The organism is Bacillus sp. Marseille-Q1617 (assembly GCF_903645295.1).
In the GTDB taxonomy this organism is placed as follows: domain Bacteria; phylum Bacillota; class Bacilli; order Bacillales; family Bacillaceae_B; genus Rossellomorea.
Window position 1 is genome coordinate 415,135 of record NZ_CAHJXM010000003.1, and the last position, 26,500, is coordinate 441,634.

General features: G+C 42.8%; 27 protein-coding genes. 26 read left to right on the forward strand and 1 reads right to left on the reverse strand.

Features of this window, described 5'->3' with window-relative positions; genetic code table 11:
* Positions 1-272: 272 nt before the first annotated feature.
* From deoB to HWX64_RS19380, 13 genes are all read left to right on the forward strand, one after another.
* Positions 273-1,457: a phosphopentomutase gene (gene deoB / locus HWX64_RS19320; RefSeq protein WP_175991144.1), complete on the forward strand. Its 1,185-nt coding sequence runs from the start codon at positions 273-275 to the stop codon at positions 1,455-1,457.
* 103 nt (positions 1,458-1,560) lie between these two features.
* A complete protein-coding gene (locus tag HWX64_RS19325) occupies positions 1,561-2,376 on the forward strand; it encodes a purine-nucleoside phosphorylase (protein WP_175991145.1) in 816 nt (271 codons plus the stop codon).
* A 66-nt stretch (positions 2,377-2,442) separates the two neighbouring features.
* Positions 2,443-3,747, forward strand: a complete 1,305-nt coding sequence (locus tag HWX64_RS19330; protein WP_175991146.1) for a pyrimidine-nucleoside phosphorylase — start codon at positions 2,443-2,445, stop codon at positions 3,745-3,747.
* 431 nt (positions 3,748-4,178) lie between these two features.
* Positions 4,179-5,345 carry a D-alanyl-D-alanine carboxypeptidase family protein gene (locus HWX64_RS19335; RefSeq protein ID WP_175991147.1) on the forward strand — a complete coding sequence of 389 codons (1,167 nt, stop codon included), beginning with the start codon at positions 4,179-4,181 and terminating at the stop codon, positions 5,343-5,345.
* Between the two features lie 115 nt (positions 5,346-5,460).
* Positions 5,461-5,811 carry an anti-sigma F factor antagonist gene (spoIIAA, locus tag HWX64_RS19340; protein WP_175991148.1) on the forward strand — a complete coding sequence of 117 codons (351 nt, stop codon included), beginning with the start codon at positions 5,461-5,463 and terminating at the stop codon, positions 5,809-5,811.
* A gap of 2 nt (positions 5,812-5,813) precedes the next feature.
* Entirely contained in the window at positions 5,814-6,257 is a 444-nt protein-coding gene (spoIIAB, locus tag HWX64_RS19345) for an anti-sigma F factor (protein WP_175991149.1), read from the forward strand.
* 12 nt (positions 6,258-6,269) lie between these two features.
* Positions 6,270-7,031, forward strand: coding sequence for an RNA polymerase sporulation sigma factor SigF (gene sigF / locus HWX64_RS19350; protein WP_175991150.1), 762 nt, complete (start codon positions 6,270-6,272; stop codon positions 7,029-7,031).
* A 210-nt stretch (positions 7,032-7,241) separates the two neighbouring features.
* Positions 7,242-7,862, forward strand: coding sequence for a stage V sporulation protein AA (locus HWX64_RS19355; protein ID WP_175991151.1), 621 nt, complete (start codon positions 7,242-7,244; stop codon positions 7,860-7,862).
* A complete protein-coding gene (locus HWX64_RS19360; RefSeq protein WP_175991152.1) occupies positions 7,852-8,274 on the forward strand; it encodes a stage V sporulation protein AB in 423 nt (140 codons plus the stop codon). Before HWX64_RS19355 ends, HWX64_RS19360 begins: the two co-directional genes overlap by 11 nt.
* Positions 8,275-8,292: 18 nt before the next feature.
* A complete protein-coding gene (locus HWX64_RS19365; protein WP_175991153.1) occupies positions 8,293-8,862 on the forward strand; it encodes a stage V sporulation protein AE in 570 nt (189 codons plus the stop codon).
* Complete coding sequence (locus HWX64_RS19370) at positions 8,855-10,330, forward strand: spore germination protein (RefSeq protein ID WP_175991154.1); 1,476 nt, start codon at positions 8,855-8,857, stop codon at positions 10,328-10,330. Before HWX64_RS19365 ends, HWX64_RS19370 begins: the two co-directional genes overlap by 8 nt.
* A 131-nt stretch (positions 10,331-10,461) precedes the next feature.
* Positions 10,462-11,769, forward strand: coding sequence for a diaminopimelate decarboxylase (gene lysA, locus HWX64_RS19375; protein ID WP_175991603.1), 1,308 nt, complete (start codon positions 10,462-10,464; stop codon positions 11,767-11,769).
* A 439-nt stretch (positions 11,770-12,208) separates the two neighbouring features.
* Complete coding sequence (locus tag HWX64_RS19380) at positions 12,209-12,562, forward strand: GNAT family N-acetyltransferase (protein WP_175991155.1); 354 nt, start codon at positions 12,209-12,211, stop codon at positions 12,560-12,562.
* Between the two features lie 34 nt (positions 12,563-12,596).
* Here HWX64_RS19380 and HWX64_RS19385 read toward each other — a convergent pair whose 3' ends face one another.
* Positions 12,597-13,118, reverse strand: a complete 522-nt coding sequence (locus HWX64_RS19385) for a DUF309 domain-containing protein (protein WP_175991156.1) — start codon at positions 13,116-13,118, stop codon at positions 12,597-12,599.
* A 140-nt stretch (positions 13,119-13,258) separates the two neighbouring features.
* On the opposite strand from HWX64_RS19385, the gene HWX64_RS19390 reads away from it, so the two are divergent.
* From HWX64_RS19390 to HWX64_RS19450, 13 genes are all read left to right on the forward strand, one after another.
* Entirely contained in the window at positions 13,259-14,050 is a 792-nt protein-coding gene (locus tag HWX64_RS19390; RefSeq protein ID WP_303049503.1) for a segregation/condensation protein A, read from the forward strand.
* Positions 14,037-14,630 carry an SMC-Scp complex subunit ScpB gene (gene scpB / locus HWX64_RS19395; protein ID WP_175991157.1) on the forward strand — a complete coding sequence of 198 codons (594 nt, stop codon included), beginning with the start codon at positions 14,037-14,039 and terminating at the stop codon, positions 14,628-14,630. Before HWX64_RS19390 ends, scpB begins: the two co-directional genes overlap by 14 nt.
* 181 nt (positions 14,631-14,811) lie before the next feature.
* Positions 14,812-15,978 carry a D-alanyl-D-alanine carboxypeptidase family protein gene (locus HWX64_RS19400; protein ID WP_303049504.1) on the forward strand — a complete coding sequence of 389 codons (1,167 nt, stop codon included), beginning with the start codon at positions 14,812-14,814 and terminating at the stop codon, positions 15,976-15,978.
* Positions 15,971-16,564, forward strand: a complete 594-nt coding sequence (locus HWX64_RS19405) for a nucleoside recognition domain-containing protein (protein ID WP_175991158.1) — start codon at positions 15,971-15,973, stop codon at positions 16,562-16,564. The genes HWX64_RS19400 and HWX64_RS19405 overlap by 8 nt, the downstream gene beginning before the upstream one ends.
* Positions 16,565-17,095 carry a spore maturation protein gene (locus HWX64_RS19410; RefSeq protein WP_175991159.1) on the forward strand — a complete coding sequence of 177 codons (531 nt, stop codon included), beginning with the start codon at positions 16,565-16,567 and terminating at the stop codon, positions 17,093-17,095.
* 440 nt (positions 17,096-17,535) lie between these two features.
* On the forward strand, positions 17,536-18,267 hold the full coding sequence (locus HWX64_RS19415) for a pseudouridine synthase (RefSeq protein WP_175991160.1): 732 nt from the start codon (positions 17,536-17,538) through the stop codon (positions 18,265-18,267).
* Positions 18,268-18,452: 185 nt separating this feature from the next.
* Complete coding sequence (resA, locus tag HWX64_RS19420; protein WP_303049505.1) at positions 18,453-19,028, forward strand: thiol-disulfide oxidoreductase ResA; 576 nt, start codon at positions 18,453-18,455, stop codon at positions 19,026-19,028.
* Positions 19,029-19,067: 39 nt separating this feature from the next.
* Positions 19,068-20,705, forward strand: coding sequence for a cytochrome c biogenesis protein ResB (locus tag HWX64_RS19425; RefSeq protein ID WP_175991161.1), 1,638 nt, complete (start codon positions 19,068-19,070; stop codon positions 20,703-20,705).
* 11 nt (positions 20,706-20,716) lie between these two features.
* Positions 20,717-21,892 (forward strand): c-type cytochrome biogenesis protein CcsB, encoded by a 1,176-nt coding sequence (gene ccsB, locus HWX64_RS19430; RefSeq protein WP_175991607.1) that lies wholly within the window; start codon positions 20,717-20,719, stop codon positions 21,890-21,892.
* A 114-nt stretch (positions 21,893-22,006) separates the two neighbouring features.
* Positions 22,007-22,723, forward strand: coding sequence for a response regulator transcription factor (locus tag HWX64_RS19435; protein WP_175991162.1), 717 nt, complete (start codon positions 22,007-22,009; stop codon positions 22,721-22,723).
* Positions 22,720-24,489 carry an ATP-binding protein gene (locus tag HWX64_RS19440; protein WP_175991163.1) on the forward strand — a complete coding sequence of 590 codons (1,770 nt, stop codon included), beginning with the start codon at positions 22,720-22,722 and terminating at the stop codon, positions 24,487-24,489. The genes HWX64_RS19435 and HWX64_RS19440 overlap by 4 nt, the downstream gene beginning before the upstream one ends.
* Before the next feature lie 230 nt (positions 24,490-24,719).
* Positions 24,720-25,274: an RNA polymerase sigma factor SigX gene (gene sigX / locus HWX64_RS19445; RefSeq protein WP_175991164.1), complete on the forward strand. Its 555-nt coding sequence runs from the start codon at positions 24,720-24,722 to the stop codon at positions 25,272-25,274.
* Entirely contained in the window at positions 25,246-26,490 is a 1,245-nt protein-coding gene (locus HWX64_RS19450; protein WP_175991165.1) for a hypothetical protein, read from the forward strand. Before sigX ends, HWX64_RS19450 begins: the two co-directional genes overlap by 29 nt.
* Positions 26,491-26,500: the final 10 nt, after the last annotated feature.

Consider the following 26,500-nt stretch of genomic DNA (forward strand, 5'->3'; position numbering starts at 1 on the left):
TTGAAGAATTATCTAAACTTTGAGGGGTTCTCTCTTGTTTTTTTTAAAAGGGAAAAGTAGAATATAGATGTCAGACTTCTGACGTGAATCTCTTTCGATTGATACGACAGGGTTAGGGGTAAGATACGCTTAGGCAGCCAAAATGTAACCGCTTTTTTAAGTGGTTTCCCGGAACCTGAAGTGACCCCCGTCTTTTACAGATGCAAAATGGCAACTGAAATGTTTTCAAATAAAGGTACAAATAAAGCAGCTATAATAGGAGGATTTCAAAAATGAGCAGCTATACATATAAGAGAGTTCACCTGATTGTAATGGATTCAGTGGGGATCGGGGAAGCTCCTGATGCCGAACTGTTCAATGATAAAGGAACGGACACACTGGGACATATCGCTGAACATATGAATGGGTTGAACATGCCGAATCTGGCAAAATTGGGCCTTTCCAATATCAAGGAAGTGAAAGGTATGGAAAAAGCAGAATCTCCACTCGCTTACTTCACGAAAATGCAGGAATCTTCCGTAGGGAAAGATACGATGACAGGTCACTGGGAAATCATGGGCCTGCATATCGATACTCCATTCAAAACGTATCCTGACGGTTTTCCTGAGAAATTGATTCAAAAGCTTGAGGCAGAGACCGGCAGAACGGTAATTGGAAACAAGCCGGCAAGCGGCACTGCCATCATTGAAGAGCTTGGAAAAGAACACATGGAAACAGGGGCGCTGATCGTTTACACATCGGCAGATCCTGTTTTGCAAATCGCAGCACATGAGGACATTATACCAATAGAAGAACAGTACAAAATATGTGAGATTGCACGTGAAATTACGAAGGATGAAGAATTTCTTGTCGGCCGTGTCATTGCCCGTCCATTTGTTGGCGATCCGGGCAGCTTCCAACGTACATCCAACCGCCACGACTATGCATTAAAGCCATTTAACCGGACAGTAATGAATGAATTGAAGGATTCAGGATTCGATGTCATCGCGCTTGGTAAAATTTCAGATATTTATAACGGTGAAGGCGTTACAAAAGCGGTTCGTACAAGACATAATATGGATGGAATGGACGTTTTCATTAAAACGTTCGATGAATCGTTTACGGGGCTCAGCTTCCTGAATCTAGTCGATTTCGACGCTTTATTCGGTCACCGCCGGGATCCGGAGGGCTATGGAAAGGCGCTTGAAGAATTCGATGCACGTCTTCCTGAGGTATTTGAAAAAATGACAGAAGATGATCTCCTCATCATCACGGCCGATCATGGAAATGATCCGACAGCTCCCGGAACAGATCATACACGGGAATATGTACCGCTCCTGGCATACTCGAAACGCTTCAACAAAGGAACTGAACTTCCTGTAAGAGAGACCTTTGCAGATATCGGTGCCACGGTTGCGGATAACTTCAATGTGAACATGCCGAAATTCGGAAAAAGCTTCCTATCACAATTGAAGTAAAAGATCATAAACAATAAAAAAGCAAAAGAGATGAATGGAAGATGCATATTTTCCATCTCATCTCCTCTTTCTGTTTAGACTAATAAAAAAGGAGTCAACTAAAATGAACTTTGAAACGATACAAAATGCTGCTAATCATTTGAAAAATCAATACACAGGTCAGCCTCGGATCGGCCTGATTCTTGGATCCGGGTTAGGCGTGCTTGCGGATGAAATCCAAAATGCCGTGAAAATACCATATAAAGAGATTCCGGACTTCCCCGTTTCAACGGTGGCAGGCCATGCAGGTCAGCTTGTGTTCGGACAATTGTCCGGTCAGGAAGTCGTTGCCATGCAGGGACGTTTTCATTATTACGAAGGATACGGATTCGATAAAGTGACCTTCCCTGTGCGTGTCATGAAGGAACTGGGCGTGGAAATCCTTATCGTGACAAATGCAGCGGGGGGAGTGAACGAAAACTTCGAAGCGGGAGATCTGATGTTGATTTCTGATCATATTAATAATATGGGAGGAAACCCTCTGATCGGACCGAACGATTCCCGTCTTGGCGCAAGATTCCCGGATATGTCTCAGGCGTATGATAAAGAACTGCGTCAAAAGGCAAGAGAAATCGCCGAAGAACTCTCCTTGGACATTCAAGAAGGTGTTTACGTAGGGAATACGGGTCCTGTGTACGAGACACCGGCAGAAGTCAGACTTGCGCGTACATTAGGCGGAGACGCTGTAGGGATGTCAACTGTACCAGAAGTGATCGTTGCACGCCATGCGGGTATTAGAGTACTGGGGATTTCATGCATTTCAAACATGGCTGCAGGAATATTGGACCAGCCCCTCTCACACGATGAAGTGATTGAAACAACCGAAATGGTCCGTGCTAACTTCCTGTCTTACGTGAAGGAAATTGTGAAGTCTATTTAACATACGAATGAACCTGAAAATATGAACGGGAACGGATTAAAAATTTTGAGAAGTTGGTGATCGGAAATGAGAATGGTGGATCTAATTGAAAAGAAACGTGATGGTAAAGAACTGACTACGGAAGAAATCAAATTCATTATAGATGGATATACAGAGGGATCGATCCCGGACTATCAGGTAAGTGCCTTGACGATGGCGATTTTCTTCAAGGATATGAGTGAAAGGGAACGTGCTGATTTAACGATGGCGATGGTCGAGTCCGGGGATCAAATTGACTTATCGGCTATTGAAGGTATTAAGGTCGACAAGCATTCAACAGGCGGGGTCGGTGATACGACGACTCTCGTACTTGGACCACTAGTGGCATCTGTAGGGGTTCCTGTCGCTAAGATGAGCGGGAGAGGACTGGGGCATACCGGAGGAACCATCGACAAACTTGAAGCAGTTGAAGGATTTCATGTAGAGATTGAAAATGAAGAGTTCATCCGGTTAGTGAATAAAAATAAGTTAGCCGTTATCGGACAAAGCGGAAACCTCACACCAGCGGATAAAAAGCTCTACTCATTACGTGATGTAACAGCGACTGTCAACTCAATCCCGCTTATTGCAAGCTCCATCATGAGTAAGAAAATCGCTGCAGGAGCTGACGCGATTGTCCTTGATGTCAAAACGGGTGCAGGAGCGTTCATGAAGACTCTTGAGGATTCTGAAAATCTTGCCAAAGCGATGGTGAACATCGGGAATAATGTGGGAAGGAAAACAATGGCCGTCATTTCTGATATGAGCCAGCCCCTCGGCTTTGCAATCGGGAATGCTTTGGAAGTGAAAGAAGCGATTGATACACTCAAAGGCGAAGGTCCGGAAGATTTAACGGAATTATGCTTAACACTTGGAAGTCATATGGTATATCTAGCGGAAAAAGCTTCATCATTGCCAGAAGCCAGGGAGTTACTGCAGAAAGCAATGGAAGACGGTTCAGCTCTTGAAAGCTTCAAAGTATTCCTTGAGTCGCAGGGAGGGGATGCCTCTGTCGTCGATGATCCATCCAAGCTTCCTCAAGCTCAATACAAAGTGGAACTCGAGGCCAAAGAAGACGGTTATGTATCAGAAATCATCGCCGATGCAGTAGGTACAGCAGCAATGTGGCTTGGAGCAGGAAGAGCTACCAAGGAATCTGTGATCGACCTTGCAGTTGGTCTTGAGTTAAGGAAGAAAATCGGGGACGAAGTTAAAGCTGGTGATTCACTTGTAACCATCTACAGTAACCAGGAAGATCTTGAAGACGTGAAAAACAAATTATATGAAAGCATCAAAATCTCTTCGGAAAAAGTAGATGCTCCAACCCTGATCCATACTGAAATTACAGATTGATACAATTGCTAAAAAGCCTTTGTGGAAGGATTCGTCCTTTTACAAGGGCTTTTTTGTCGTTCAGGGGAATCATTGTAGGCTCAAAACCAAAAAAAGCCGTGATATTCCTTATTTTTCCACGCAACGGAAATATCAGCAGAAACGAAAGATAAATGTGGAAAATGAAAAGATTAATGGTCAAGAGTAAAAGGTTATCGGCCTGAACTCGAAGAATACTTTGCCAAACTGAAAGATTCATTCATTTCGCCAAAAACAAAAACAGGTTTCTTAAATGGAGCCAGTTTTTTTATTTTAATTCGCTTGTCACTCTTAAAGAGTCTGTGAGCGACCCTTATAATTTTGAAAAATATTTGTATAAAAATGGTTCCGATGGAAAAAATGGTTCTATAAGTATTGATTAAAATGAGAGATTTTGATTGGAGGACAGTGAAATGAAACGTGTTTTGTGTATAATGGCAGCATTTTTTCTTATAGCTTCTCTATTCCCTTCGTTTGGTTTTGCCCAGGAGAATAAGAATGAGCTCGTCCAGGCAGCAAAGTCAGCTATATTGATTGAACGGGATACCGGAACAGTTTTATATGATAAGAATAGTCATGAAAAATTGGCACCTGCTTCAATGACAAAGATTATGACCATGCTTCTGATCATGGAAGCCCTTGAGAAAGGTCAAATCAAATGGGATGACGAGGTTCGCACCAGCGAATACGCAGCCTCAATGGGAGGATCTCAAATTTTCCTTGAGCCGGGTGAATCTATGACTGTGAAAGAGATGCTGACAGGCATTGCGATCGGCTCTGCAAACGATGCATCAGTGGCGATGGCTGAACATATCGCGGGCAGTGAAGAAGCTTTTGTTGAGAAGATGAACAAAAAAGCGGAAGAAATCGGATTGAAAGATACCCAATTCCAAAATCCTACCGGCCTGCCTGCCAAAGATCATTACAGCTCTGCACACGATATGAGCATGATGGCAAAAGAACTGCTGAAATATAATGAAATCACAAAATTTACAGGCACTTATGAGTCATACCTCAGGGAAGACACGGAAAATAAATTCTGGCTGGTCAACACGAATAAGCTGGTTCGGTTTTATGATGGGGTGGACGGGTTAAAAACAGGTTTCACGAATGAAGCGAAATATTGTTTAACAGCAACCGCGAAAAAAGGAAACATGAGAGTCATTGCAGTCGTATTCGGGGCGTCCACGCCAAAAGAGCGGAACAGTGAAGTGACTAAGATGCTTGACTACGCCTTCAATCAATATCAGACGAAACCCATGTTTAAAAAAGGCGAGACGCTTTCTCAAGTGAAAGTATCCAAAGGGCAAGAAAGCAAGGTGCAGGCTGTAACGGATGAGCCAATCTCCCTCCTTGCCAAAAAAGGGGAAAAGCTTGATAAGGTGGAACAAAAGGTATCACTTTCCAAAGACTTAAAAGCTCCGATTAAAAAAGGCGATAAAGTAGGAACCTTGGTGATCAAGAACGGCGGGAAGAAAGTTCTGGAAAGCGAGCTTGTAGCAAAACAGGATGTGAATGAAGCAAGCTGGTGGCAGTTATACAAGCGTGCATTCGGAATGTTCACTAAAGTTGGTAACTGATACGAAAAAAAACACACATCTTGGCGAATTTCTTCTAGTTTTGTCACAGAGAAGGATATCGGCAGCATAATAGCGAAATGACTCACTATACGACAGAGAAGGAGGCTTTCTGATAGTGAGTCTTGCTATTAACCTGGAAGTTAAAAAAGATGTGTTGTGCATCCGTCTAAGTGGAGAGTTGGATCATCATACGGCAGAAGAATTAAGGGAAAAATCTTCAAAGATTATCGAGAGTGAGAATATCAAGCATATCATTCTGAACTTGGAAGAACTCGGCTTCATGGACAGCTCTGGGCTGGGTGTCATTTTAGGGCGATACAAACAAATTAAACAAAAGCATGGAGAAATGGTGGTTTGTGCGATTTCCCCGGCAGTCAACCGATTATTTGAAATGTCTGGATTGTTTAAGATCATCCGTCTTGAACCATCCGAGGAAAATGCATTACAAAGATTGGGGGTCGCCTGAATATGAGAAATGAAATGAACATTCAATTTAGTTCCCTGAGTCAAAATGAATCATTTGCCAGAGTGACAGTCGCGTCTTTTATAGCACAGTTAGATCCTACGATGGATGAATTGACAGAAATCAAAACGGTCGTTTCCGAAGCCGTCACGAATGCCATCATCCATGGATATGAAAACAATCCTAATGGGATTGTGTATATTTCAGTTGTAATGGAAGATGATGGATTCATCGATATGACGATTCGGGATGAAGGAATCGGCATTGGGGATGTAGACGAAGCTAGACAGCCTTTGTATACGTCAAAGCCTGAACTTGAACGATCAGGAATGGGCTTTACCATAATGGAAAATTTCATGGATGAGGTAGAAGTGTCATCACACCCGGGTACAGGCACCACTGTAAGACTGAAAAAGCACTTGACCAACAGTAAAGCGCTATGCAATTAAGGAGTCGTGCCTATGGATGTCGAAGTGAAAAATGAAAAATCCCAGCCTTTTTTGAAGGATCATGAGGTAAAGGAACTCATAAAGAAAAGCCAGACAGGCGACCAGACTGCCAGGGATACCATAGTGCAGAAAAACATGAGACTGGTATGGTCTGTCGTTCAGCGTTTTCTTAATAGGGGCTATGAACCTGATGATCTGTTTCAAATCGGCTGTATCGGGCTGCTGAAATCAGTGGATAAATTTGACTTAAGTTATGATGTGAAATTCTCGACCTATGCTGTGCCGATGATCATTGGGGAAATCCAGCGATTCATCAGGGATGACGGTACGGTAAAAGTAAGCCGGTCGCTAAAGGAAATGGGAAATAAAATCCGTAAAGCAAAGGATGAGCTCTCGAAGAAGTTCGGAAGGGTACCGACTGTGAGTGAGCTCGCAGAGCACCTTGAATATTCGGTCGAGGAAGTCATCATGGCCCAGGAAGCAAGCCGTGCACCGTCATCGATACATGAGACGGTCTATGAGAATGATGGAGATCCCATTACATTACTGGACCAGATTGCCGATAACACAGACCATAAGTGGTTCGATAAGATTGCGTTAAAGGAAGCCATTCGTGAATTGGATGACAGAGAGCGTTTGATTGTTTATTTAAGATACTACAAAGACCAGACTCAATCCGAGGTAGCCGACCGGCTTGGTATATCCCAGGTTCAGGTCTCGAGGCTTGAAAAAAAGATATTACAGACAATGAAGGAACATATGTATACCGAATAAGATGACCTTGCCCTTTTTTCTCAAAAGTCTTCGGACAAAAAAGGGCAAGGTTATTTTTTTTGATTTGTGATCAGTTGGCTACCTTGGAAAAGCAGTACTAAGTACGAAAGAAAAGAGAATATATGGGGGTTTTACAACTTACATAAATTATTTCCGTTAAACCATACTATTGGTACAAGGGGAAAATCATGTTTTCAGGAAGTGAACAGCATGGAAGGAATTGTGTACATTCGGCTGAGGCATCGTGTTCAAGTTAAATCGGATAGTACTGTAAAGCTCGGTCAATTAGCGCAGATCATCGCCCCTGAAGGTGTGCTTGAAGATTTGAAGAACATTAACATTCACAAAGTGAGGCCTTCTGATAAAAACATCATCGTCATTGATGTCATGAGCGTGATCAGTAAGATCTCAGTGCCCCATCCTAGTCTGGACATCCAAACGATAGGCCCTGCACAAAGCATCATAGAAGTCATCTATGAAAAGAAGAAAATCTCGCTTCCGCTATTCATAGGGGTGTGGATGCTCCTATTTATAGGTGCTGCAATGGCCATCATGAACTTTCATGAGGATGTCAGTATGAGACAGGTCCATCAGACACTATATCTTTTCATTACCGGTGAAGAAGACCCGCATCCATTACTGTTTCAAATTCCATATTCCTTTGGGCTTGGTCTGGGGATGATCCTTTTCTTCAATCATATCTTTAGAAAAAGATTGAACGAAGAACCGAGTCCATTGGAAGTAGAAATGTTCAATTACCAGCAGGACTTGGATCAATATGTGATTATGCATGAGAACAAAGAAAGTATGAAGAAATTAGATGACAATTAGTGTAATCCTGACATTATTTATTGGTTTTGCAGGTGGTTTGGCAGTAGGGTCTGGCTTTGTAGCTTTCTTGACAGTGCTCGGGATCATCCCAAGATTGACACAATTGACCAAAACGATGAAAATGATTCACTTATATGAAATGGCGGTAATCACCGGGGCACTAACCGGGGGATTTATCAGCTTGAACAATTACACGATGCATATGAATCCTCTCGTACTGATACCGATAGGACTTGCCAGCGGGGTTTTTATCGGGCTTTTGGCAGCAGCATTAACGGAAGTTCTGAATGTCTTTCCCATCCTTGCGAAGCGGATTGGAATCGAGGGACAAATTGTCGTGTTAATCATGGCCATTGTATTTGGAAAGATATTCGGCTCCCTATTCCATTGGCTGTATCTGGTTCATCAATAAAGCTCGAGGGGTTTTTCTATGGCTGAAAGAAGAAAAGTGGTACTGATAACAGATGGAGATGAATATGCGAAAAGAGCAATTGAAAGGGTTGCAAAAGATTATGGAGGGCGCTGTATTTCAAGTTCTAAAGGAAATCCTTCCGTACTCCCAGGCCCTGAAATTGTGAAGCTCATAAAGCGAGCAAAGAATGATCCTGTCTTTGTCATGTTTGATGATAGTGGATACATTGGTGAAGGTGCAGGTGAAACGGCATTGAAATATGTCGCTAAACACCCCGACATCGAGGTTCTGGGGATCATCGCAGTGGCAAGTAAGACTCGTCAAGCTGAGTGGACAAGAGTGGATGTCTGTATTGATAAGTTTGGAGAATTAACTCCCTACGGTGTAGACAAATTTGGTGTACCCGAACTTGAATTAGGGAGAATGAATGGAGACACTGTTTATTGCCTGGATGAATTAGACGTTCCCGTCATTGTTGGAATAGGTGATATAGGAAAGATGGCGAAAAGAGACGATTACTCACAAGGAGCTCCCATTACTAAAAAAGCGGTCGAAATCATCATTGAAAGGAGCGGTTATCATGCCTGAAATTAAAAAAACACCCATTCCAAAGGACCCGGCTGTTTTAGAAGAATATATGCAAAAGAACGTCGGTCTGAATAAAAGCTTCGACCTTGGTGTCAGGAAGTTAAAGATCCTCAGGAAAAATGTTCATTTTTACTATATCAATGGATTGACAGATGCAGGGTATATCATTGAACTTGTGGAAGAGCTTGTAGCCATAAATGATAATGAGCGCCTCTCCACCCATTTATACGATATCGTTCATAACCGGTTGGTTCATCAGTCGGTGGAACCGGTTAAAACAATTGAGGAAGCGGTTGATGAAGTATTATCAGGATTGATCGCGGTAGTGGTTGAAGGGTATTCCGAGGCTTTGATTGTTGATGTAAGAAGTTATCCAGGCCGTCAGCCGATGGAACCGGATACGGAAAAGGTTGTTCGCGGGTCCCGTGACGGCTATGTAGAGAATATTATCATAAATACCGCTTTAACGAGACGCAGAATCAGAGATCCGAGATTAAGATTCGAAATCTTCCGTATCGGAGAACGTTCGAAAACAGATATATCGATTGCTTATATAGAAGATGTGGCAAACCCCAGCTTAATAGAAGTAATCAAAAAAGAATTAAAAAGTATTAAGATTGATGGATTGACCATGGCCGATAAAACGGTTGAAGAGTTCCTGGTGAAGCAGGGTTATAATCCTTACCCTCTTGTGCGCTATACCGAAAGGGCAGACGTCGGGGCCACTCATTTATTGGAAGGTCATGTGCTTATCTTCGTTGACACTTCCCCAAGTGTCATCATTACACCGACGACATATTTTCATCACCTTCAGCATGCGGAAGAATATAGACAGTCTCCCGCTGTCGGGACATTCGTGAAATGGACCAGATTTTTAGGCCTGCTGGCTTCATTGTTTCTGCTGCCGCTATGGTATTTATTCGTACTTGATCCGACTCTGCTGCCAAAGGGGCTGGAATTCATCGGACCGAACGAACAAACGAATATCCCGATCATCGCTCAGTTATTCATTGCTGATATAGGGGTGGAAATGTTCAGGATAGCCGCCATTCATACCCCTACACCACTTTCCACCGCCATGGGTTTGATTGCAGCGGTATTAATCGGGCAAATTGCCATCGATGTCGGCTTGTTTCAGCCTGAGGTCATCCTTTATGTGGCAGTGGCTTCAATCGGGACATTTGCTACACCAAGCTATGAGTTGAGCGTCGCCAATAAAATGGCAAGGCTGCTTCTCCTTGTGGCTGTGGCATTCTTCCATATTCCCGGCCTTATCATCGGCTGCACGCTCTATATCCTGTTTATCGTCAATATCAAATCGCTTAATACACCTTACTTATGGCCGTTGATCCCGTTCAGTCCGAAAGCGTTCGTCCAGATTCTTATCAGGCGGTCGATGCCGGGTGCCAAGGTCCGTCCAAGTATCGTACAGCCGCGCAATAAATATAAGCAGCCCGCTAAATCGTAAGAATATTGCAACACCTCTTGATCTGTGTTAAATTACTTTTAATTAGTAGGCTATTAAAGCTTATTATTGATTTGGCTGTGTTAAAGCAAGAGCCGATCAATTAAGGATCAAAGAGGGGAATGAATCGTTTCATGCATCTTCATGGATCAGCAGAAATCAATCATAACGGACATTTAACGATAGGCGGGGTATGTACAATCGATCTTGTTAAACAGTACGGGACCCCCCTATATGTCTATGATACAGCCTTAATAAGGGAAAGAGCGAGAGGATTTAAAGAAACGTTTCAGGAACTGGGCGTGAAAGCGGAAGTAGCATACGCCAGTAAAGCATTTTCCAGCATTGCGATTTTTCAATTAATGAAGGAAGAAGGGTTGTCGCTGGATGTTGTATCGGGCGGAGAGCTGTTTACGGCGTTAAAGGCTGAATTCCCTTCGGAAAGAATTCATTTTAACGGAAATAATAAGTCGCGTGACGAACTCCTGATGGCTGTCAAAAATAATATTGGCTGCATTGTCGTCGACAATTTCCATGAGCTTAAGCTTCTTTCTGAAATCACTCATGAATTGAAACAGAAGACAAAAGTGTTATTAAGGGTGACGCCGGGCATTGAAGCACATACTCATGATTATATCTTGACCGGTCAGGAAGATTCGAAGTTTGGGTTTGACCTGCAGAACGGTCAAGCCGAAGAAGCGACGAAGAAGTCCCTTAAATCAGAATACATAGAGTTATTGGGTCTTCACTGTCACATCGGGTCCCAAATCTTTGAAACCACAGGGTTCATCCTGGCTGCAAGGAAAATTATCGAGAAGGTAGCAGAATGGAAATCCGCTTACGGCTTCATGCCTAAAGTGATTAATCTCGGAGGGGGATTTGGCATCCGGTATACAAAAGAGGATGACCCGATCCCTCCGTCGCAATATGTGAAGGAAATGATTCATGCAGTCAAAGAAGAAGCATCCAAATCCGGTCTGGAGATGCCTGAAATCTGGATAGAACCTGGACGCTCGCTTGTCGGTGATGCAGGAACAAGCTTATATACAGTAGGGTCAAGTAAAGAGGTACCCAATATCCGCAAGTATCTTGCAGTTGATGGGGGTATGAGCGACAACATCCGACCGGCTTTATACAATGCGAAGTATGAGGCGGTCTTTGCGAATAAGGCAGATGCCGAGCCGCAGGAGACCGTGTCCGTTGCGGGTAAGTGCTGTGAATCCGGTGATATGCTCATTTGGGATTTACCCCTCCCGGAAGCGGAGGCGGGAGATATATTGGCCGTCTTCTGCACCGGGGCATACGGCTACTCGATGGCTAATAACTATAACCGCATTCCGAGGCCACCTGTCGTATTCGTTGAGAAAGGCAAGTCAAAACTTGTCATCCGCCGTGAAACATACGAAGACCTCATCACCCTCGATGAATCACTGACGGAATAAGAAAAGCAGTTTGAAAGTGGTATAGTAACTTTCAAGCTGCTTCTTTAGTTTGTTATTTAATGTGAATTTTCGTAAAACGAAAGATTCAGGCGTGCGGGACTTTCAATATTGTCTAGTTTTTTATACAATAAACAAATATCATGTACATCATATAATAGTGAAGGTGAAGGAAATGAAGTTGAATAATGGAGTATTATTCTTGATTTTATTGATCCTGGGTTTCATGGGTGGACTGCTGTACTGGATAGTATTGGCCTAAAACAGGAGAAAATGAGGTTGAATAAACAAATTAATTTTAGTAAGATATATAAACATTCATCTTATTGACGTGATTTAATTCTTGAACGGAAATCAATCTCTAATTGATTTAAAAATTATTGTTTTTGTCTATAATAGGAATAAAAGCCATTATAGGTACAAAACGTAACGAGGGGTAATTATGTTAATTCGGTATAAAAAGGCATTTGAAAAGATTGCAATGGGTCTATTATCTTTCATGCCAAATGAAAAAGATCTGAAAAAGCTTCAACAAACGATGAAGCAATATGAAACAGAAGACAATTGGCAGCTTTTTTTATGGAAAGAAGAGGATATTGTCGGATTAATCGGAGTGTATAAAACGGACAGCACTTTAGAGGTTCAGCATATATCGGTTAACCCTTCCCACCGTCATGAAGGGATTGGAAAAACCATGGTAAAACAATTGAAAGAAATGTATTCGGAATTAAAAGTTACACCGAATTCGGAAACGGCTTCTTTTTTCGAAAGATGCGATGAAGAGAATATCGTTTAATACTATAAAGAGACTAACTGGCAGTGTCGCTCTGCTATGTTAGTCTCTTTTTTTTGAGGGCTTTCAGTCTTTCGGTTATCACTGGGGTGCGGTCCCTCATTGAATGCCGGTGGATAAGCTCGTTGTTTGAAAGGTCACTCGGCATGCACCATTTATAACCCTGTTTCTCGCATAGTTCTTCTGCCTTTTTCAAGAGCTCGGGATCCTTTATTGGAAGTTCGGGGCTGTTGTATGGCAACTGTTCGTCGATATCCCGTATCGTTTTTTCCAGGGTATTGATCAGAGTGGAGGAATCTAATCCAAGTCCGTTAAAGAGTTCTTTATTTTCCTTCATGTTTCTTAAAGCTTTTTCAAGCATCCTTTTTGCCCCATGCTTATTGTTTCTTCTGTAATGATATAAACCGACAGCAATCTGAATCAGGCCCACCCAATGAGAAGAACGATTTCCCGGATCAACTTCCTTCCAATATTCCTCCAGTACTTCATGACACTCGAAATAATCCCGATTTCCGTGGAAATGGACGAGATACTGAAGATACGCTTGGGGATATGTCATGTTATCCCTCCTTTTTTAACTAGTGTATCATATTCAATCTACTCATAAAAAAGTGTATCAAAAGAACAGGTGATGATTCAAAAAATTACTATTGGAGATTAGTGTCTAATCTACTATACTTATAGAAGTAGCTTATAGGAATGAATGGAATAGAAACTGGTGATATAGTGGAATACAATGTAAAGATCGATGCGTTTGAAGGTCCACTCGATCTTCTTTTGCATCTTATCAATTCTTTAGAAGTGGATATATATGATATCCCGATGGCTCAAATCACGGAGCAGTATTTATTATACGTACATACGATGAAGAACCTCCAGCTGGATGTGGCGAGTGAATATCTAGTCATGGCAGCTACGCTCCTAGCCATTAAGAGTAAGATGCTCCTTCCAAAGCACGATGACGGCATCGCGGATGAGGACATAGAATTTGAAGAAGAAGATCCACGGGATGAGTTAGTTGAGAGGTTGATAGAGTACAGAAAATTTAAAGAAGCGGCCAATGAGCTTAAAGCCCGGGAAGAAGAAAGAGGGCAGGTCTATACCAAGCCCCCGAGCGACCTTACGGAGTTTACTGAGGAAGCAGACTTGAAAAATACTGAAATTCAAGTGTCATTATATGATATGCTGGGTGCCTTTCATAAACTGTTAAGACGTAAAAAGATCCAAAGACCCGTTCAGACGAGAATAACAAAGCAGGAAATATCGATAGAGAAACGCATGGATGAAATTATAAGCAGTTTACGTAAGGTAAAGAAAAGAACGCCGTTTACTGATCTTTTTCCCTCTAATGACAAAGAACACTTGGTCGTTACCTTCCTGGCTGTATTAGAATTGATGAAACGAAAACAAATTGTTGTAGATCAGGAAACTAATTTCAAAGAGATATTTGTAGAGTCATATGAGGAGGTAGGACTTGTTGGACAACAGTAATTGGAAGGGAGTCTTGGAGAGTCTTCTTTTCGCAGCCGGCGATGAAGGCCTTTCTTTGAAACAAGTCTGTTCAGTTCTTGAACTGAGCGAAGATAAAGCAAACGAAACCCTTCAGGATTTGAAGAAAGACTATGAGGAAAGTGATGATCGCGGAATATATATGACTGAGCTTGCCGGTACATTTCAGCTCGTAACGAAGAAATGTAATGCCGATTATTTAAAGAAGCTTGTGGAATCACCAAGTGTCAGCTCATTATCACAGGCTGCACTCGAAACACTTGCGATCATTGCTTATAAGCAGCCGATAACGAGAGTGGAAATTGAACAAATAAGAGGAGTCAAAACAGAACGTCCCATTCACACCCTTACGTCCAAAGGACTTGTCAAAGAAGTGGGGAGAGCGGAAGGGACAGGGCGTGCGTATCTGTTCGGCACTACAAAAGAATTTCTGGATTATTTCGGCTTGAGTAATCTTGATGAACTCCCACCGCTTCCTGAGAGTATCCAGGAGGATTTCGCACAAGATGAGGCCGACTTGTTCTTTGAAAAGTTTCAGGAAACGATCGATTCAGGTGAATAAAAAAGTATCTATCAACACGGCTTGGTCTCGGACCGCCGTGTTTTTTTATTTCCAATTTGTATCTTTAGTGTGAGGTATCCCGCTTGTGCTCCAGAAATAGAGAAAGTTCATGTTTCAATCATATTAGCGCTTGTCCTGCATAAACTTGTACAAACACTTCAAAGTACTATTAAAGGGGTAGATGAGTGTGCGCAGGAAGAATAAGAAACTTTACATATATTATATGCTTGTATTTGCCTTATTGTTCGTTTTGGTCTCTAAGGAAGCCCAGGCCGTACCATCCGTAAGTGCCCAAAAGGCCATTTTGATGGACGGGGAAACAGGCAGGATATTATTTGAAAAGGATGCTCACAGCAAAAGCAGGATTGCCAGTATAACGAAAATCATGACAGCAATCATTGCGATTGAGTCAGGCAAGATGGATGAAGAAGTGACTGTTTCCTCAAATGCATCCGGAACAGAGGGGTCATCACTCTATCTGAAAGCAGGAGAGAAAATAAAACTTGAAGACCTGGTATACGGTTTGATGCTCAGGTCAGGAAACGATTCTGCCGTGGCGATAGCCGAGTCAGTAGGTGGAAGCCTTGAGGGATTTGCACATTTGATGAATCAAAAAGCTGCTGAAATCGGAATGAAGAATTCACACTTCTCAAACCCTCATGGATTGGATGATCATGACGATCATTTTTCAACTGCCTATGATATGGCACTATTAACCAAGTATGCAATGGAGAACGATCTCTACAAAAAGATTTCGGGTACGAAAGTCCATACCGCCCCCAATCCCGAAGAACAATGGGATCGCAAATGGAAAAATAAAAACAGGCTGGTGACTGAGCTTTACAAACATAGTACCGGCGGCAAAACCGGATATACGAAGCTGGCTAAAAGGACGCTTGTTTCAACCGCTTCCAAGGACGGTGAAAACTTGATCGCAGTGACGCTGAACGCACCCGACGATTGGAATGACCATATCGGCATGTTTGAGTACGGTTTTGATCAATTCGATTACAAAATCGTCCTGGAAAAAGGATCCATCGAGAAGTTTGATGATGAGTTTTATGAAGGGCATGTGTATGTGAAACGCGATGTGATCATGACCTTGCAGAGTGATGAAAAAGAGTCGGTAAGAATCGAATACAAAATGCTAAAGCCTGAACAAGAATGGAAGAAGAATAAAAATGTCCCGGAAGTTGTTGGTAAGGCTGTCATTTATTTAGAGGATAGTGAAGCAGATTCATTGCCTGTTTACTTTAAGGGAGAAGAGGAGCCGGAGAAAAAGAAAAGCTGGTGGAAATTTTGGGCGTATTCAATGGAAACCTTCCTGGGAGTAAGTCAAAATGGTTAATCTGATCTGGGTGGGGATGACCATTATCGGGCTTGTATTTGCCATCATAAATGGGAGAATGGAAGAAATTAATGAAGCAATCTTCAAATCAGCCAATGAAGCGGTAACACTCTGTATCGGATTGATCAGCGTATTGGTATTCTGGCTGGGCATCATGAGGATTGCCCAGGAAGCAGGTCTTCTGGATAAACTGGCCAAACTGTTCAGGCCATTTGTAAAACGTTTGTTTCCTGAAGTTCCGGATGACCACCCTGCCATGGGATACATCCTTTCAAATATGATCGCGAACATGTTCGGACTGGGAAATGCAGCAACTCCTCTTGGCATTAAGGCCATGGAACAATTAAAGAAGTTAAACGGAGAAGGAGATTCAGCCAGCAGATCCATGATTACATTCTTGGCCATCAATACATCAAGCCTGACGATCATTCCGACAACTGTCATTGCGATACGAATGAAATATGACTCGGCATCACCGACCGAAATTGTAGGACCCACATTGATTGCAACCATGTTATCCACCATAGGAGCTATTTTGATAGACCGATATTTTCATTACAGACGTACTCGTCGCGAGGTGAAATAAATGCAATGGATTTCGACTATATCGCTATGGCTGATACCGGTCATGATTGGATTCATACTAATCTACGGGACTCTCAAGAAAGTCCCGACTTATGAAGTGTTTGTGGAAGGCGGCAAAGAGGGAGTGAAGATTGCCATTTCAATCATTCCTTTTTTGATAGGGATGCTTGTTGCCATTACTGTGTTCAGGGAATCAGGTGCATTGGAATTCTTTGTTGATCTAATACGTCCTGCGCTGCTTGCGTTAGGGATCCCACCGGAAATTGTCCCGCTTGCGATCATCCGGCCGATCTCAGGTACAGCAGCTCTGGGGATGATGAGCGATATTGTGGCAGCTTATGGCCCAGATTCATTCATCGGAAGACTTGCATCCACATTACAGGGAAGCACCGACACAACACTCTACGTCCTGACCGTATACTTCGGTGCGGTGGGGATCAAGAAAATGGGGGATGCCCTCAAAGTCGGACTGCTTGCAGACCTCGTCGGCATCGCAGCAGCCATCTTCATCGTCACAATTATGTTTGGATGATGCTCAATTGAGAAATTTTAATAACGAGTTAATTAGGAGGTATATAAAAAGGTAAATATATGAAAGTGATGGATCAGTGGAAAGATAGTGGAAGAGCTACACTCCCGTTGGAGGTAGTGGGGTTGTTCTAATGGATTCTAGCTGTTGGTTGGAGTGCAAGACGAAGACTCCAGCGGGAGAAGTGGCCTGTGTGAGACCCCGGAGGCGAAGCCGAGGAGGCTCACGGGTCACCCGCGGAAAGCGGAGTCTTGCACGGAAACCAACAGCGGTGTTCGATCCGTCAACAATTTTCATGAATTTATAAGGCTTATCAATATGAGTGAAGAATTAAGAAAAAACAGCCACCCGGCTGTTTTTTCTTTTTGCCTTTCTATTTTGTCCTGATTATGTAATAATTCATGAAGACAAAAGTATTTGAAAATCAGATGAGGTGAAATACCGTGGAACGTTTACAAAAAGTAATTGCTCACAGCGGCGTTGCATCAAGACGTAAAGCCGAGCAGTTAATCATAGAAGGCAGAGTAAAAGTGAATGGAAACGTCGTGAAGGAACTTGGGACAAAGGTTTCGTCTTCAGATAAAGTCGAAGTGAACGGTGTGCAAATTGAAAGAGAAAATAAAGTATACTACATGCTATACAAGCCGAGAGGCGTCATTTCCGCAGTGACAGACGATAAAAATCGTCAGGTTGTAACGGATTTCTTTCCGGAAATTGAAGAAAGGATTTATCCTGTGGGACGTCTTGATTATGACACATCGGGGTTATTGCTGCTTACAAATGATGGAGAATTTGCGAATCTGCTCATGCATCCAAGTAATCAGATTGAAAAAACCTATGTAGCCAGGCTAAAAGGGATCCCTCCTAAGTTTAAAATTAGGGAACTGGAAAAAGGGGTCAAACTGGACGATGGAATGACGGCACCGGCAAAGGTAAAAGTGCTTAGCATCGATAAAAAACAAGGCAAGGCAATTGCCGAAATCACCATCCACGAAGGAAGGAACCGTCAAGTCAGAAGAATGTTCGAAGCAATCGGATTTCCGGTACAGAAGTTGAAGCGGGAAAGGTTCGCTTTCCTAACACTTCACGGATTGAATGCAGGTGAAGGCCGAGAGTTGACACCCCATGAGGTAAAACAGCTCCGAACTCTCGCGGAAACGGGAAGTATACGATAAACCTGAAGTGAAAGTGTCACATATCATTCATATATTTACACTGTGAAAGTAGTGATAAATGTTATAATGGGAAGGGAATTTTCCTGGCAGGTTAAGGTTAATTCCCTACATAGCAATTATGATAACTGACTAATTTGTAGGGACTGATCTCATCATCAGGCCCTTTCCTGTTGTTAGGAGTATCATTGGCAAATGTGAGAACGATTACATTGGTGGAGGGAGATCGTCAATTGAACAAAAAGAAACGAAGATTGCTTATAAGAAGTATCATCCTTATCCTGTTGACCTCTGCAATTGTATATACCTTATATGCAAACTTTACGAAAGACGAAAGAGGGAAAATTCAAGCAGGAGATCCTGCACCAGATTTTGTCCTGACAGATATGAGTGGGAACAAGCACAAACTATCGGATTATAAAGGACAAGGGGTATTCCTGAATTTCTGGGGTACATGGTGCAAACCGTGTGAAGAAGAAATGCCGTATATGAATAATCAATACAAAGAGTTTAAAGATCAAGGCGTACAGGTACTTGCCGTCAATGTGAGTGAGTCGGAATTCCTGGTTAATCGTTTTGCCGCGAAACATGATCTTGAGTTTCCGATTGTCATCGATAAAAATGGTGATGTATTGAATGCTTATGGAGTGGACCCGCTGCCTACCACCTTTCTTATCAATCCAGAAGGGAAGGTTGAAAAGGTTCTGACAGGCACCATGACAGAAGAAGACGTCAAAAGCCATATGGAAAGCATCAAACCTTAATGCAACAGAGTTCGAACTTAAAATAAGGAGTTTTATTTTATGAAGGTAATAAAATGTGAATGCGGACACGTCAATCCTGTTGGAACTGTTCTCTGTGAATCATGCGGACGTGCCCTGACATCCGAAGCAAAAGAAGAAAAGCTTCATGATATGCGCTACGAGGGCAGTGCCAGACGCTCTCAAACGTATAACAAATCAATCATCGACAAAGTGTGGAATTTCTTTTCATCAGTGAAAGTGGGGGTCTGGCTGATCGTCATTACATTGATAGCTTCTGCGGTGGGGACGATTTTTCCACAGAAACAATATATCCCTTCTGTACTTCCTCCTGAACAATATTACGAAGAGGTTTACGGATTTGCCGGAAATCTGTATTACACACTGGGCTTCCACGATCTATACAGTTCCTGGTGGTACCTCTTATTGATAGCTTCCATCGGGGTATCATTGGTCATCTGCAGCCTGGACCGGGTCATCCCTCTGCATCGTGCACTAAAGAACCAGCGTGTTTCACGCCATGAAAGCTTTTTAAAGCGCCAGCGGGTATATGGAGTGACAGAAACGACCAACATAGATGGTAACCTTGAGGAAATCAAGAAAAAGCTCAGTAATAAGAAATACAAGGTCCGTGAAGAAAACGGAAACATCCTTGCAGAGAAAAACCGCTTTTCCAGATGGGGTCCATACGTCAATCACGTAGGGCTGATCATCTTCTTGATAGGCGGTATGCTGCGATTCGTGCCGGGAATGTATATAGACGAAACAATATGGATCCGGGAAGGCGAGAAGAAAGCTGTACCGGGCACGAAGGACGAGTACTATATCGAAAATAAAGAGTTCACTCTTGAAAACTACGATAATGAAGACAAAGATGTTTTTCAACAATCGATTGAACGAGTCGGCACCATTGCGAAAAACTATCAATCGGATGTGGTACTGTATAAAGAATCCGGAAAAACACTTCCAGGTGAAAAAGCAGATTTGAAGATGGAGAAAGAGGACTCAATAAAAGTCAACCACCCTCTTAAATTCGAGAACTTCGCCGTGTATCAGACAAGCTACAAATTGAATGAATTCAAGTCGATGTCTTTTACATTTGATAACAAAGAAAGTGAAAAAACCTTTGGTGAATTCACGGTCGATTTGTTTGATCCGAAGGACAAATACGATTTTGGTAACGGGTATAGTGTTGAGTTAATGGGATATTACCCAAACTTCACAGGCTTTGATGAAAGCGGGGAACCTATTTCCGATAAACCTGTTCCTGATAATCCTGCCTTCCTGTTTAAATTGTTTTCACCAGATAAACCTGAAGGTGAAATCAGTTTCGTAGGAATCAGAAAGAACCTCGAACCCCTCGGAGAGAATGAGTTCAAAGTCTCATTTGCGGGAGTCGATACCCGCGACGTATCGGCATTGACCGTTCACAAAGATTTGACCTTATGGATTATTGCTCTTGGAGGAGCTATATTTATGATAGGTGTTGTCCAAGGCGCCTACTGGCACCATCGCAGAATTTGGTTCAGAAGAAGCGGGGATGGTAGTTTAATAGTAGCCGGACACACAAACAAAGGCTGGTTTGGCTTAAAAAATGAGCTGAATGCAATTCTTGAAGGTACGGATATTGGAATGCCGGAGGACCAGCAAGAAAAGGAGAGTAAGGAGGAACAAGGATGACAGCGACGTCAATGGCCGAATGGAGCAGTAATTTACTCTATATCGCCTTTATTATGTATTTAGTTGCAACATTATTTCTTGGCGGAAGCATCCGTCAAAAGAATACGACAGAAACAAATCAAAGAAGATGGGGCCAAATCGGTATTGTCATTACCATAATAGGATTCGCGGCTCAACTCGGCTTTTTCTTCCTAAGATGGGCCGTAGCCGGCCATGCACCCGTAAGTAATCTGTTTGAATATACCACGTTCTTTGGGATGACACTGGTAGGGTCGTTCATCATCATTTATTTCATTTACAAGAAAACGATTCTGGGTGTAGTGGCGCTGCCCATTGCATTATTGATCATTGCTTATGCCAGCATGTTCCCTAAAGATATAAGCCCGCTGATTCCGGCTCTCCAAAGCGACTGGCTGAAGATTCACGTCACTACCGTAGCTGCCGGTGAAGCGATTCTTGCAATCAGTTTCGTAGCAGGATTGATTTATTTACTGAAGTCAGTGGATCATACAAAAGGAAACAGGCAGTCATTCTGGCTTGAAACAGTCATGTACGGAATCATTGTAGTCGTTGGATTTATTGTGGCATCAACAGGGTTCACATTAACGAATTATGAGGCGACCTTCAACTATATTAACCAACAAGGCCAGGAAGCAGTATCGGAATATACGCTTCCAGCTATCGTGGGTCCTAATGAAGGTGAATTGGTAACAGAAAATGTCATGGAACCTTGGGCGGAAATGCCCGAATTGATCAATGCCAAAAAATTGAATACGGTCATTTGGTCATTCATTACCGGAACCGTGATATACCTGTTATTGCGCCTCGCATTCAGGAAACGCATCGCTGCAAAGATCCAGCCTGCGGTTAAGTATGTCAATTTAGATTTAATGGACGAAATCGGTTATCGTTCTGTACTGATCGGGTTCCCTGTATTTACATTAGGCGGATTGATTTTTGCCATGATATGGGCTCAAATCGCCTGGACCAGGTTCTGGGGCTGGGATCCGAAAGAAGTATGGGCGCTTATCACCTTCTTATTCTATGCCGCTTTCCTGCATCTCCGCCTTTCGAAGGGATGGCACGGGGAAAAGTCAGCCTGGCTGGCAGTCATCGGTTTTGCTATCATCATGTTTAACCTGGTGGCTGTAAACCTTATCATCGCAGGATTGCATTCCTACGCATAAAACTGGACTAAATGGGAGGCTGACGAAACGGGAATCAATTTCTCTTTGAGTCAGCCTCTTTTTTGAATTACAATAAGGATAATGATGAAACCAACTCTAAAGGGGGATTTATATATGGAAGAAAGCATTCGCATATTGGTTGTAGATGACGAAGACCGAATTAGAAGATTACTGAAAATGTACTTAGAAAGAGAAAATTATACGATCGATGAAGCAGAAAACGGGGAAGAAGCTTTGGAAAAAGCCCTTGAATATGACTATGACTGTATATTACTCGATATCATGATGCCGGGAATGGATGGAGTCGAGGTGTGTAAGCATCTTCGTGAAACGAAATCCACCCCTGTGATCATGCTGACCGCCAAAGGCGAAGAAGTGAACAGGGTGCAGGGCTTCGAGGTGGGGACGGACGATTATATAGTGAAGCCATTTTCACCAAGGGAAGTCGTCCTCAGAGTGAAAGCGTTGTTAAGACGCTCATCCAAAACTAATTACATACAAACCGAGGCAAAAGCGAAAGACCTTATCGTATACCCGCACCTAACAATCGACAATGATGCCCATCGCGTTACAGCAGACGGGGTAGACGTTAACCTGACACCAAAAGAATATGAACTGCTTTATTTCCTTTCAAAATCTCCTGATAAGGTTTTTGACCGGGAGCATCTTCTTAAAGAAGTATGGCATTATGAATTCTTTGGAGATTTGAGAACGGTGGATACTCATGTGAAAAGATTAAGAGAGAAGCTGAATAAAGTTTCTGAAATGGCTGCTAAAATGATCGTCACCGTTTGGGGAGTGGGATATAAATTCGAGGTTACAAATGAATGAGGCTTTGGCGTAGTGTAGTCGGTAAACTGTGGGTCACCATATTATTACTGGTCTCATTTGTCCTTTTCATATTAACGATCCTGCTGCTCGAGTTTTTCCAGAACTATCATGTAGATGAAGTAGAGAAGGAATTAACGAATACAGCAGAAAAAGTGGCCAGAGTCGTCGAAAATCACAAGGACCTGGAACTTGGGATGGAACTGGGAAAGGAAATCATCGATGAACCGGTGAATATCCTGATTGTGCTGGATGATGACAAATCGGTTTATTCCCATGATTCAAAAGGGAGTCACCGTGATATCCACAACCTCATCATGAAGGATAAAGACTTGCAAAAAGTCTCCGCCGAAGAAACGGTAAAGAAAGAGTTTGAACTATCCTCCGGCTCTTCAGACAACAGATACGAAAATATTATCGTGGTAGGAACACCGCTGCATATTGATGACCGTGACGGAGCGGTGTATTTATATCAATCACTTGGGGTCATTAAAGATACTACCCGGCAAACGACTAAGCTCATCCTTCTTGCTGCCGGGATAGCCATCATTTTGACTACCATCTTTGCCTTTTTCCTTTCTACTCGCATTACAGCGCCTTTAAGAAAAATGAGGGAAGCAGCTTTCGAAGTGGCAAAAGGCAAATTCGATACGAAGGTACCGATCCTTACTAAGGATGAGATAGGGGAATTAGCTACTGGCTTCAACCAAATGGGAAGGCAGCTCAAATTCCATATCAATGCTCTGAGTCAGGAGAAAGAACAGCTTTCGAGTATTTTAAGCAGTATGGCAGATGGAGTCATCACGTTCAACCGCGATGGGACCATCCTGATAACCAATCCACCTGCAGACAGGTTCCTGCAGCAGTGGTACTACGAGCAGAGTGACACGGATGATGAGCCGATTCCGACATCTGTCAAAGAACTCCTCCAAAATGTAGTAGTCACCGAGACCGAACAGACTGGAGAAATCACCCTTCAGGGAAGGTCTTATGTCGTGATTGTCAGCCCTCTCTATAATAATAATACCATCAGGGGTGCGGTGGTGGTTGTCCGGGATATGACGGAAGAGAGAAGGCTGGATAAACTACGCAAGGATTTCATCGCAAATGTATCGCACGAGCTTCGCACCCCGATTTCCATGCTCCAGGGATACAGTGAAGCAATCGTGGATGATATCGCAGAATCCGAGGAAGAAAAGAAAGAGATAGCACGAATCATTTATGATGAATCTCTCAGGATGGGTCGCTTGGTGAATGATTTGCTGGATCTTGCAAGAATGGAAGCAGGCCATATCACATTAAACAAGGACTCCGTACCGATCATGCCGTTTACGGAAAGAGTGACCAATAAGTTTCTCGGACCGGCAAGGGATAACCGGGTTTCGATTTACTTTGAAAGCAGCGTCGATTTAACGAAGGAAATGACCATGGACCCGGACAGGGTGGAACAGGTATTGACTAACCTGATCGACAATGCAGTAAGGCACACCCCGGAAGAAGGGACCGTTACCGTGTCACTGACGGAAGGGAAGGGTGGCTTTCTGTTTCATGTGAAAGACACAGGCTCTGGAATACCTGAAGAAGATCTTCCTTTTGTGTTTGAACGCTTTTATAAGGCAGATAAGGCAAGAACGAGAGGGAAATCAGGAACAGGACTCGGCTTGGCAATTGCCAAGAATATAGTAGAAGCACACAAAGGTCATATTCAGGTTCATAGCAAGCTTGATCAAGGGACAACATTCACATTCTTTCTTCCTTTTCAGTCATAAATCGATGGTAAACGCAGGTGTATAAAGGAAAATGAAGAAATGTGACGATAAATCTTGTTACATGGGGAACAATTTTCACTCGAAAAGTCAGCAGTAGATACCTCGGAGAGTAGGGAATACTGTTGGCTTTTTTAGATTAATGTCCGGTTTTGAAATGAGTTAAAAAAAATGTTCCAGTGTGTAACGTTTTTATAAAATAATCGACTAATCAGTTGACGGGGAGGTATAAAATGGACTCCGTTTTTGACGAATTATATGCTAAATATCACCAGGATGTTTACAACTTTTTGATCTATATGGTGCAGAACCGGCAGCAGGCTGAAGACCTCGTTCAGGAAGTGTATATCAGGGTTCTTAAGTCCTACCAGCACTTTGAAGGAAAAAGCACCGAGAAAACGTGGCTTTTTTCCATTGCCAAAAATGTGGCGATCGATCACTTTAGAAAACAGAAAAACTGGAAGAACCGCATATTGGAAAAATTCGATTGGAACCGCAGTGACCTGTCTTCCGATGAAGCACCGCCTGAAGAAATCATCGTCGCCAATGAAGAAATACAAATGTTATATCAATGTTTGAAACATTGTTCAACAGACTACCGCCTGGTCATCATCATGCGATACCTGCAGGAATTGTCCATCAAAGAAACGGCTGAAGTATTGGAATGGTCCGAAAGTAAAGTGAAGACAACGCAGCATAGAGCATTGAAATGGCTGAAAATAGAGATGAATCAGCGTCTGGGAAAGGAGGAGAAGGAGATTGAAGAAATCAGAATGGAACGATCGTGAAATGGAAGAGATGATTAGACAGCTGCCCACGATAAAAGATGAACGTCATCCTTCCTATATATACGCCCAAGTGAGAAAAAAGAACAAGGCGTGGACCGGTATGCGCAAATATGTACCAGCCCTGGCGGCGCTTGCTGCGCTATTTATTGTAGTCCTGTTGACGCCTGCACTCATGTCACAGCTGTCCAGTGAAGATAGTGCGATGGAAGGGGCTTATTCTACTGATTCTTCAGGTGGTGAAGCGAAAACTGCAAAGGATTCTCCCGCCTCTGACTCAGATCCCGGAATAGCCCAGAACTCCGCCCAGGACCCCAAGGAAGAAAGTCAACTCAAAATGGCGGAAGGGAATAACGAGAATAACGAATCAATGATGGTTCCTGCAACAGAGTCACAACATGATAGGCTTTCAGTGTATGAGGAAGATATCGATAATAAAGACTTTTATTCTTATGGACTTGTTTCTGGTGATGCCATACCAGTACCTGTGACGGTTATTTCCACAGCTGTCAAAGACCAGACAGACTGGGTGGGGCAGCATGAAAGCATTTCGAACCGGCTGCCGGAAACAGAGTGGGGTTTTCAGGATTATTTTCCGATCAAGGGGGATTTAACACTCAGTGAAAATAAGGAAAGTGTGGTACTGACTCTTGAGGATAACCATCCGTACAGTGGAAGCAGTGCAATAGAATCCAATTTTTATCAATCGCTTCTATATTCATTTGAAGATAAAAATGTGAAGGAAATCATCCTTCAAAATAAAGATGGCAGCACACCGGAATTCAGTCACTATGGACCACTGGCCTCCATTCCCCTGAATCAGGTTTTGCATCAAGCATATTATAGTTATTCACCTGACGGACAAGGCAGATATTTGGTTCCGGGATCCATCAGCCGGAACAATGTAAAGCAATCGATAGAAGCAATGAAAGAAGTGCCGTCAGACCTTTATAAAAGCGTGATACCAGACAGTATTTCAATGGAAGTGACAGAATCTGAAAAAATGGTTTTCGTCAAGTTCAATGAGAAAGTAAATTTAGACGCTATGGAGTTCCAATCTGCTCAGGAATTCATTGAGGGGATACTGCTCACAGCCAAGAGTTCCGGCTATGAAAAAGTTCAGTTCCAAAATATTGAACAGGAAGAGTGGAATGGTTTTACCTTCACTGAGCCGCTGGAGACACCTTTAAGCCCCAACAAAAAAAGTTTGGATGAATAGATCATAGACG

Bases quoted from the DNA above. Each gene is read 5' to 3' on its own strand.
- deoB (WP_175991144.1), top strand. From the start codon at position 273: ATGAGCAGCTATACATATAAGAGAGTTCACCTGATTGTAATGGATTCA.
- HWX64_RS19325 (WP_175991145.1), top strand. From the start codon at position 1,561: ATGAACTTTGAAACGATACAAAATGCTGCTAATCATTTGAAAAATCAA.
- HWX64_RS19330 (WP_175991146.1), top strand. From the start codon at position 2,443: ATGAGAATGGTGGATCTAATTGAAAAGAAACGTGATGGTAAAGAACTG.
- HWX64_RS19335 (WP_175991147.1), top strand. From the start codon at position 4,179: ATGAAACGTGTTTTGTGTATAATGGCAGCATTTTTTCTTATAGCTTCT.
- spoIIAB (WP_175991149.1), top strand. From the start codon at position 5,814: ATGAGAAATGAAATGAACATTCAATTTAGTTCCCTGAGTCAAAATGAA.
- sigF (WP_175991150.1), top strand. From the start codon at position 6,270: ATGGATGTCGAAGTGAAAAATGAAAAATCCCAGCCTTTTTTGAAGGAT.
- HWX64_RS19355 (WP_175991151.1), top strand. From the start codon at position 7,242: ATGGAAGGAATTGTGTACATTCGGCTGAGGCATCGTGTTCAAGTTAAA.
- HWX64_RS19360 (WP_175991152.1), top strand. From the start codon at position 7,852: ATGACAATTAGTGTAATCCTGACATTATTTATTGGTTTTGCAGGTGGT.
- HWX64_RS19365 (WP_175991153.1), top strand. From the start codon at position 8,293: ATGGCTGAAAGAAGAAAAGTGGTACTGATAACAGATGGAGATGAATAT.
- HWX64_RS19370 (WP_175991154.1), top strand. From the start codon at position 8,855: ATGCCTGAAATTAAAAAAACACCCATTCCAAAGGACCCGGCTGTTTTA.
- lysA (WP_175991603.1), top strand. From the start codon at position 10,462: ATGCATCTTCATGGATCAGCAGAAATCAATCATAACGGACATTTAACG.
- HWX64_RS19380 (WP_175991155.1), top strand. From the start codon at position 12,209: ATGTTAATTCGGTATAAAAAGGCATTTGAAAAGATTGCAATGGGTCTA.
- HWX64_RS19385 (WP_175991156.1), bottom strand. From the start codon at position 13,118: ATGACATATCCCCAAGCGTATCTTCAGTATCTCGTCCATTTCCACGGA.
- HWX64_RS19390 (WP_303049503.1), top strand. From the start codon at position 13,259: ATGAATGGAATAGAAACTGGTGATATAGTGGAATACAATGTAAAGATC.
- HWX64_RS19400 (WP_303049504.1), top strand. From the start codon at position 14,812: ATGAGTGTGCGCAGGAAGAATAAGAAACTTTACATATATTATATGCTT.
- HWX64_RS19405 (WP_175991158.1), top strand. From the start codon at position 15,971: ATGGTTAATCTGATCTGGGTGGGGATGACCATTATCGGGCTTGTATTT.
- HWX64_RS19410 (WP_175991159.1), top strand. From the start codon at position 16,565: ATGCAATGGATTTCGACTATATCGCTATGGCTGATACCGGTCATGATT.
- HWX64_RS19425 (WP_175991161.1), top strand. From the start codon at position 19,068: ATGAAGGTAATAAAATGTGAATGCGGACACGTCAATCCTGTTGGAACT.
- ccsB (WP_175991607.1), top strand. From the start codon at position 20,717: ATGGCCGAATGGAGCAGTAATTTACTCTATATCGCCTTTATTATGTAT.
- HWX64_RS19435 (WP_175991162.1), top strand. From the start codon at position 22,007: ATGGAAGAAAGCATTCGCATATTGGTTGTAGATGACGAAGACCGAATT.
- HWX64_RS19440 (WP_175991163.1), top strand. From the start codon at position 22,720: ATGAGGCTTTGGCGTAGTGTAGTCGGTAAACTGTGGGTCACCATATTA.
- sigX (WP_175991164.1), top strand. From the start codon at position 24,720: ATGGACTCCGTTTTTGACGAATTATATGCTAAATATCACCAGGATGTT.